This window comes from uncultured Chitinophaga sp. (assembly GCF_937874145.1).
In the GTDB taxonomy this organism is placed as follows: Bacteria; Bacteroidota; Bacteroidia; order Chitinophagales; family Chitinophagaceae; genus Chitinophaga.
This window is the reverse complement of sequence record NZ_CALNBI010000133.1, coordinates 1-5,200: the sequence shown is the minus strand read 5'-3', so window position 1 is coordinate 5,200 and position 5,200 is coordinate 1. Positions and strand designations below refer to the sequence as shown.

Here is a 5,200-nt window from a genome sequence, read left to right as displayed (position 1 = left end):
TGGGGCATCGTCTGGTATATTTTTTACCGCGATCCCATGGAGCATACACGCGTGAATACCGCCGAGCTGCTGCATATCGAAAGCGGCGGCGGGTTGCTCGACCGGCAGGAAGCGAAGGAGAAAAAGGCGTTCCGCTGGGAGGACCTGCGGGAGGTGCTGTCGTACCGCAAGCTCTGGGGGATCTATATCGGCCAGTTCGCCGTGAATTCCACGCTGTGGTTCTTCCTGACCTGGTTCCCGAAGTACCTGGTCGATTACCGCGGGCTGGATTTCATCAAGTCGGGGTACTGGGCTTCGATCCCTTACCTGGCGGCGTTTACCGGGATATTGTGTTCCGGGTTTTTGTCGGATTATTTGGTGAAGAAAGGCGTGTCGGCGGCGAAGGCGCGCAAGCGGCCGATCATCATCGGGCTGATCGTGTCGTCGGTGATCCTGGGCGCGAATTACGTGGATACGCCGGGGCTGATTATCTTCTTCATGTCGCTGTCGTTTTTCGGGGTGGGGTTTGCGTCGATCACCTGGATATTCGTATCCACGCTGGCGCCGAAGCACCTCATCAACCTCACGGGCGGCGTGTTTAATTTCATCGGGCAACTGGCAGGGATCATCGTGCCGATCGTGATCGGGTTCCTGGCGAGCGGCGGGAGCTTTGCGCCGGCGCTTGTATTTGTGGCTGTGCTGGGATTGCTGGGCGCCTGTTCGTATTTATTTTTAGTAGGAAATGTTGAAAGAATTAAAACGAAAGAAGATCATGAAACATTGGCTGAGTTGTGATTGGGGCACGAGCGCTTTCCGGCTGCGGCTGGTGGAGCGCGATAGCTGCAGGGTCGTTTCGGAAGAGAAATCCGGTTACGGCATTTCGACAGCTTTCCGGGACTGGCAGGCTTCGGTAATGCCGCGCGAAGCGTTTTTCGCCGGCATTATCCGGCGCGGTATCGTAATGCTGGGGGAAAGAACGGGGCTGCGGCTGGAAGGGCTTCCCGTGGTGTTGTCCGGCATGGCGTCCGCCAGCATCGGGATGGTGGAGCTACCCTATCATGAATTGCCTTTTAGTCTCAACGGCCGGGACCTGCACGTGCAGGCTTTCGAAGAATTTCTCATCATCTCCGGCGCGCGTTTCAGCGATGATGTGATGCGCGGCGAAGAAACGAAAATCGCAGGCTGTGCGGCATGGTTGAAAGATGATGCGGAAGAAAAGCGCCTCCTCCTGCCGGGGACGCATCCCAAGCATGTGGTGGTGCAGGGCGGCAAAGCCATTGCCTTCAAAACTTTCATGACCGGGGAGCTCTTCGATTTGCTGTCGAAGCACAGCATCTTATCAGCCTCGGTGAATACCGGTGGAATCCTGGAGGCTCCCGGTGCGGGGGAGGCTTTCAGGTCGGGATTGATTGCCGGCAAGTCGGGGGATTTGTTGCACGAGGTTTTCATGGTCCGCACGAATCAGCTACTTAAAAACGTTCCCCCGGAACTGAACAGCTTTTACCTGAGCGGATTGCTCATCGGATCGGAGCTGTCTTCCCTTCCTTCTCATCAACCGGTATATCTCGTAGCCGGCGCGCTGCACGGGCAACTATACGCAACCGCCTGCGAGGCGCTGGGCATTCCCGTATCCGCCATCATCGACGCCGATGAGGCGCTGATCCGCGGGCAAGCCGCTGTTTTAAACCATTAATCCATCCCAGCGATGCATTTTCCTATCATGGCGATGCATTAATGGGTCGCGGCGACCCAATTTCCCATCTGCTGACCCCATTAATCCATCGCGGCGATGCGTTAATGGGTCGCGGCGGCCCAATTTTCCATCTGCTGACCCCATTAATCCATCGCGGCGATGGATAAACCTATCCTTTTCATCCTCAATCCTATCCCGGTGATGGATAAACCTATCTTTTTCACCCTCAATCCTATCTCCGCGACCCAATTTCGTATCATTTTTGCCCGGTTGTAGGGGGGAAATCATGGGCCGCCGGGGAAATTTTGCGGGTCGTTGGGCAAATTTTATAGGTCGCCGGGGAAGTTTCGCGGGTCGTTGGGCAAAACTTATAGGTCGCCGGGTAAATTTTGCGGGTCGTTGAGCAAATTTCATAGGTCATTTGGCAAAATTTATAGGTCGCCGGGGAAAATTTGCGGGTCGCCGGGCAAATTTCATAAGTCGTCGAGCAAATTTTATAGGTCGTTGGGCAAATTTCATAGGTCGCCGAGGAAATTTTGCAGGTCGCCGGGCAAAATCGATCAACGGCTACGCCGTTTCTTCCCGTTTCCAGCTGTACCTGTTCCGGAAACCTGCCTGCGTTTGGGTAAGCTTCGCCATATGCAGCCGGATCATCAGGACCTCACCGTCGATCAGGAGCGACAAAGGATATTGCTTGTAATATCTTTCAGTGAGCCCCGCGGCGATCACCGCGTCTTTCACCACTTCGCCTTCAAATTGAATCCCCGCATTGAAATGCAGGGATATTTTTTCTCCTAGAATCGTACCCGCCACAGTTGTGCCGTCGTCAAACAGGTTGACCTGGCGGCTTCCGGGCGAAGACTTAAATACCAATATCCATTTATCCGGATCGAATCCGTAAAAGCAGTTGAAGCAGAAAGGCCTGCCGGCTTCAATGGCGCAAATGGTGGCCAGCTGGTGCCGTTTCAGGAAGGCTTGTATGATTTCTTTATCTTTTTTCATGAGCTTGCCGCCTGCGGCGGATTTATCGCTGAATCAGTATTTTTCTTGATTGCATGCAGTTTATCATTTCATCAATATCACCACCGCGCCCAGCAGCCCCGAGAATGCGATGAGGATCGCTTTCCAGGCTACGTTGGCGCCTTTCATATCCATAAAGTAAAAAGCGACCAGCAGGAATTTCGCCACCGAAAATCCCATGATGGCGGCAGCCAGCCCGGGCCAGGATTTGGCGTAAATCATGGCGGCCGACATAAGGGCTACCGTGAGCATGAGCACAATCCAGATGATTTGTATGCGGAACATTTTCATTCGTTTAATAGATCAGGTATAAAACAGGGAACAGCAACAGCCAGATCAGGTCGCAGAGGTGCCAGAAGGCGGCGCCGGTTTCCAGGTGGCTGAGGGCGGTTTCGCGGGGGCGCTTGTGCGCGGTGTACATCCACCAGAGCAGGATCACCATGCCCGTGAGCACATGTATGAGATGGAAGCCGGTCAGCATCCAGTAGAAATCGAAGAAGGTGTTGGAGCCCAGCGTCAGCCCCTGCCCTATCTTGTGGGTATACTCCACGGACTTCAGGATGATGAACAGCAAACCGGCCAGCAAAGTGAGCAGCAGCTGCGTTTTGAAGAGCTTCCTGCCCGTTCTGTAAAATTCCACGGCGCGCGCCATGTAATACCCGCTGGTCAGCAACACCACGGTATTGACCGATCCCATCATCACGTCGAGCCTGGCGGCGGAGGAATGGAAGACTTCCGGTTCCTGCCTGCCGCTGTACATGAAAATGACGATGGCGATGCCGAAAGTGAATAGCTCCAGCAGGATAACGATCCACATGAGCAGGCCGCCAGGCGGATAGTAAAAGCTTTTTTGCCCGGGGAGGGCGGAATTGTCAACTGCTGTATCGGATACGTTCATATAGTTTGATGAGTTTGGTGAATAATGCATGTGGCGAGGAAATGACCTGGTAATGATCATGCCCGAACATCTGCGGCAGGTAATACCGCGCCGCCGCTTCGATGGCCAGCGCGTAGGTATGGATATGCCGCTGCGACAACTCCCGCAATGCCTGTCGGACGTCGCCGATGCCGTAGCGCCCTTCGTAGCGGTCGAAGTCGTTGGGCTTGCCGTCGGACAGCAGGATGATCCATTTGTTGCGCCCCTCCCGTTGCTGCAGCAAGGCGCCCGAGTGCCGGAGCGCCGGGCCGATGCGGGTATAGCCTTCCGGCTGCGGCGCGCCTACGGCATGGCGCGCGCTCCGCCAGTTTTCATCGAAATCCTTCAGCGTCACAAACGCCGTGTAGTTCCGCGTCTGGGAGTAAAATCCGCAGATGGAAAAGTCGATGCCGGATTCGTGGAGGATCTCGCCGAAGAGGATGGCCGTTTGCCTGGAGATGTCGATCACGCGGTTGCCGTCGGCGTAGCTGTCGCTCGACAGGCTGAGGTCGAGCAGCAGGAGGATGGACAGGTCCTTTTCCTTCCTGCGGTCGGCCAGGTACACGCGTTCCGACGGGGTTTGCCCGGCGAGCAGATCGGCGAAGCGGTCGGTCACCCGGTCGGTATCGATGTCGTTCCCGTGCAGCTGGAAGCGCTGGCGCGCCCATTTGTTATTGATATCGGCCAGCATGCGCCGCAGCTGTTCCAGCACCATGCGGTGCGCGGCGATCGTCTGATCGCAGTAGGCCGCATCGGTGAAAGGCTGGCGGATGGGAAATACTTTGCTGAACGCGCGTTTGTAGTTCTTTTTGAAACAATCCCACTCGTCGTATGTCACGAACTTACCTTCCGCCGCGTTCTCTTTGCTTTCGGCGGCGGTCGTGTTGCCGGTGTAGCCGGTTTCGTATACGCTGTGAACGGTGTCGTTGACGCGCACGGTGTATTTCATGTTCAGTTCGCTGAGGGCGTCCTGGTGTTTTCCCAGTTCATCTTCCCCATCGAAATCTCGCCAGGAGCCGCTGAATTCGTCGGCGGTATCTACCTTTTCGAAGTTGTGGGTGAGCACGTAATCCTCCTGCTGCCGGATGTCGGCCGCGATGGTCACGATTTCTTCCACGGGGCGCGCCTGCACGACGGTCTGCTGCTGCGGCGCGGTAACCGCCGCTCCCGCGGGAATGGCGGCCAGCGCTTCCGGCTTCAGGGTTTCCCGCTGATCAGGCATCCACCGGCCGGTGAACCAGGTGTTATCGAAGTGCGGTTTTTTATCGGGCAGCATGCCGGCGCGCAACCGGTCGTATAAGCCTGCGCTTTCAGGGTAGGCTTCCCGCATGGCGGCCAGCACCCGCGGCGCGGCGTTCCCTGCGAGGAACAGGGCGTCTTTGTCGGTTAAGGGGGCCGTATCGTACCAGTTCAATCGCAGCTGCTGCTGCACGGACAGGTAGAGCACGCGGAGCACGTAGAAGTCTTCGTTCAGGTCCCCCGTGGCGAACCAGCCGCATTTTTCGGGGAGGAAGAAGCTGTCGCCCTTGAAGCCGCCTTCTTTCACGGCGGGGAATATCTCCACCGGCCTGCCGGTAAGCGCTCTTGCCAGC

Annotated in this window: 7 protein-coding genes; 2 read left to right on the top strand and 5 right to left on the bottom strand. The window is 56.4% G+C overall.

Annotation, left to right across the window (positions count from 1 at the left end; translation table 11 throughout):
* Positions 1–774, top strand: a 774-nt coding sequence (locus Q0510_RS06035; protein WP_298709164.1) for an MFS transporter, incomplete at its 5' end; no start/stop codon positions are given.
* On the top strand, positions 752–1,672 hold the full coding sequence (locus Q0510_RS06030) for a 2-dehydro-3-deoxygalactonokinase (RefSeq protein WP_298709162.1): 921 nt from the start codon (positions 752–754) through the stop codon (positions 1,670–1,672). The genes Q0510_RS06035 and Q0510_RS06030, both read left to right, overlap by 23 nt.
* Here Q0510_RS06030 and Q0510_RS06025 read toward each other — a convergent pair.
* The 5 genes from Q0510_RS06025 to Q0510_RS06005 all read right to left on the bottom strand — a co-directional run.
* A complete protein-coding gene (locus Q0510_RS06025) occupies positions 1,661–1,960 on the bottom strand; it encodes a hypothetical protein (RefSeq protein ID WP_298709161.1) in 300 nt (99 codons plus the stop codon). The two genes, Q0510_RS06030 and Q0510_RS06025, sit on opposite strands and share 12 nt — an antisense overlap.
* A 279-nt stretch (positions 1,961–2,239) precedes the next feature.
* Entirely contained in the window at positions 2,240–2,674 is a 435-nt protein-coding gene (locus tag Q0510_RS06020) for a hypothetical protein (RefSeq protein ID WP_298709159.1), read from the bottom strand.
* A gap of 63 nt (positions 2,675–2,737) precedes the next feature.
* On the bottom strand, positions 2,738–2,977 hold the full coding sequence (locus Q0510_RS06015) for a cytochrome C oxidase subunit IV family protein (RefSeq protein ID WP_298709157.1): 240 nt from the start codon (positions 2,975–2,977) through the stop codon (positions 2,738–2,740).
* Positions 2,978–2,987: 10 nt separating this feature from the next.
* Positions 2,988–3,590 (bottom strand): cytochrome c oxidase subunit 3, encoded by a 603-nt coding sequence (locus Q0510_RS06010; protein ID WP_298709155.1) that lies wholly within the window; start codon positions 3,588–3,590, stop codon positions 2,988–2,990.
* Positions 3,565–5,200: VWA domain-containing protein (locus Q0510_RS06005; RefSeq protein WP_298709153.1), on the bottom strand; the 1,636-nt coding region annotated here is incomplete at its 5' end. The genes Q0510_RS06005 and Q0510_RS06010, both read right to left, overlap by 26 nt.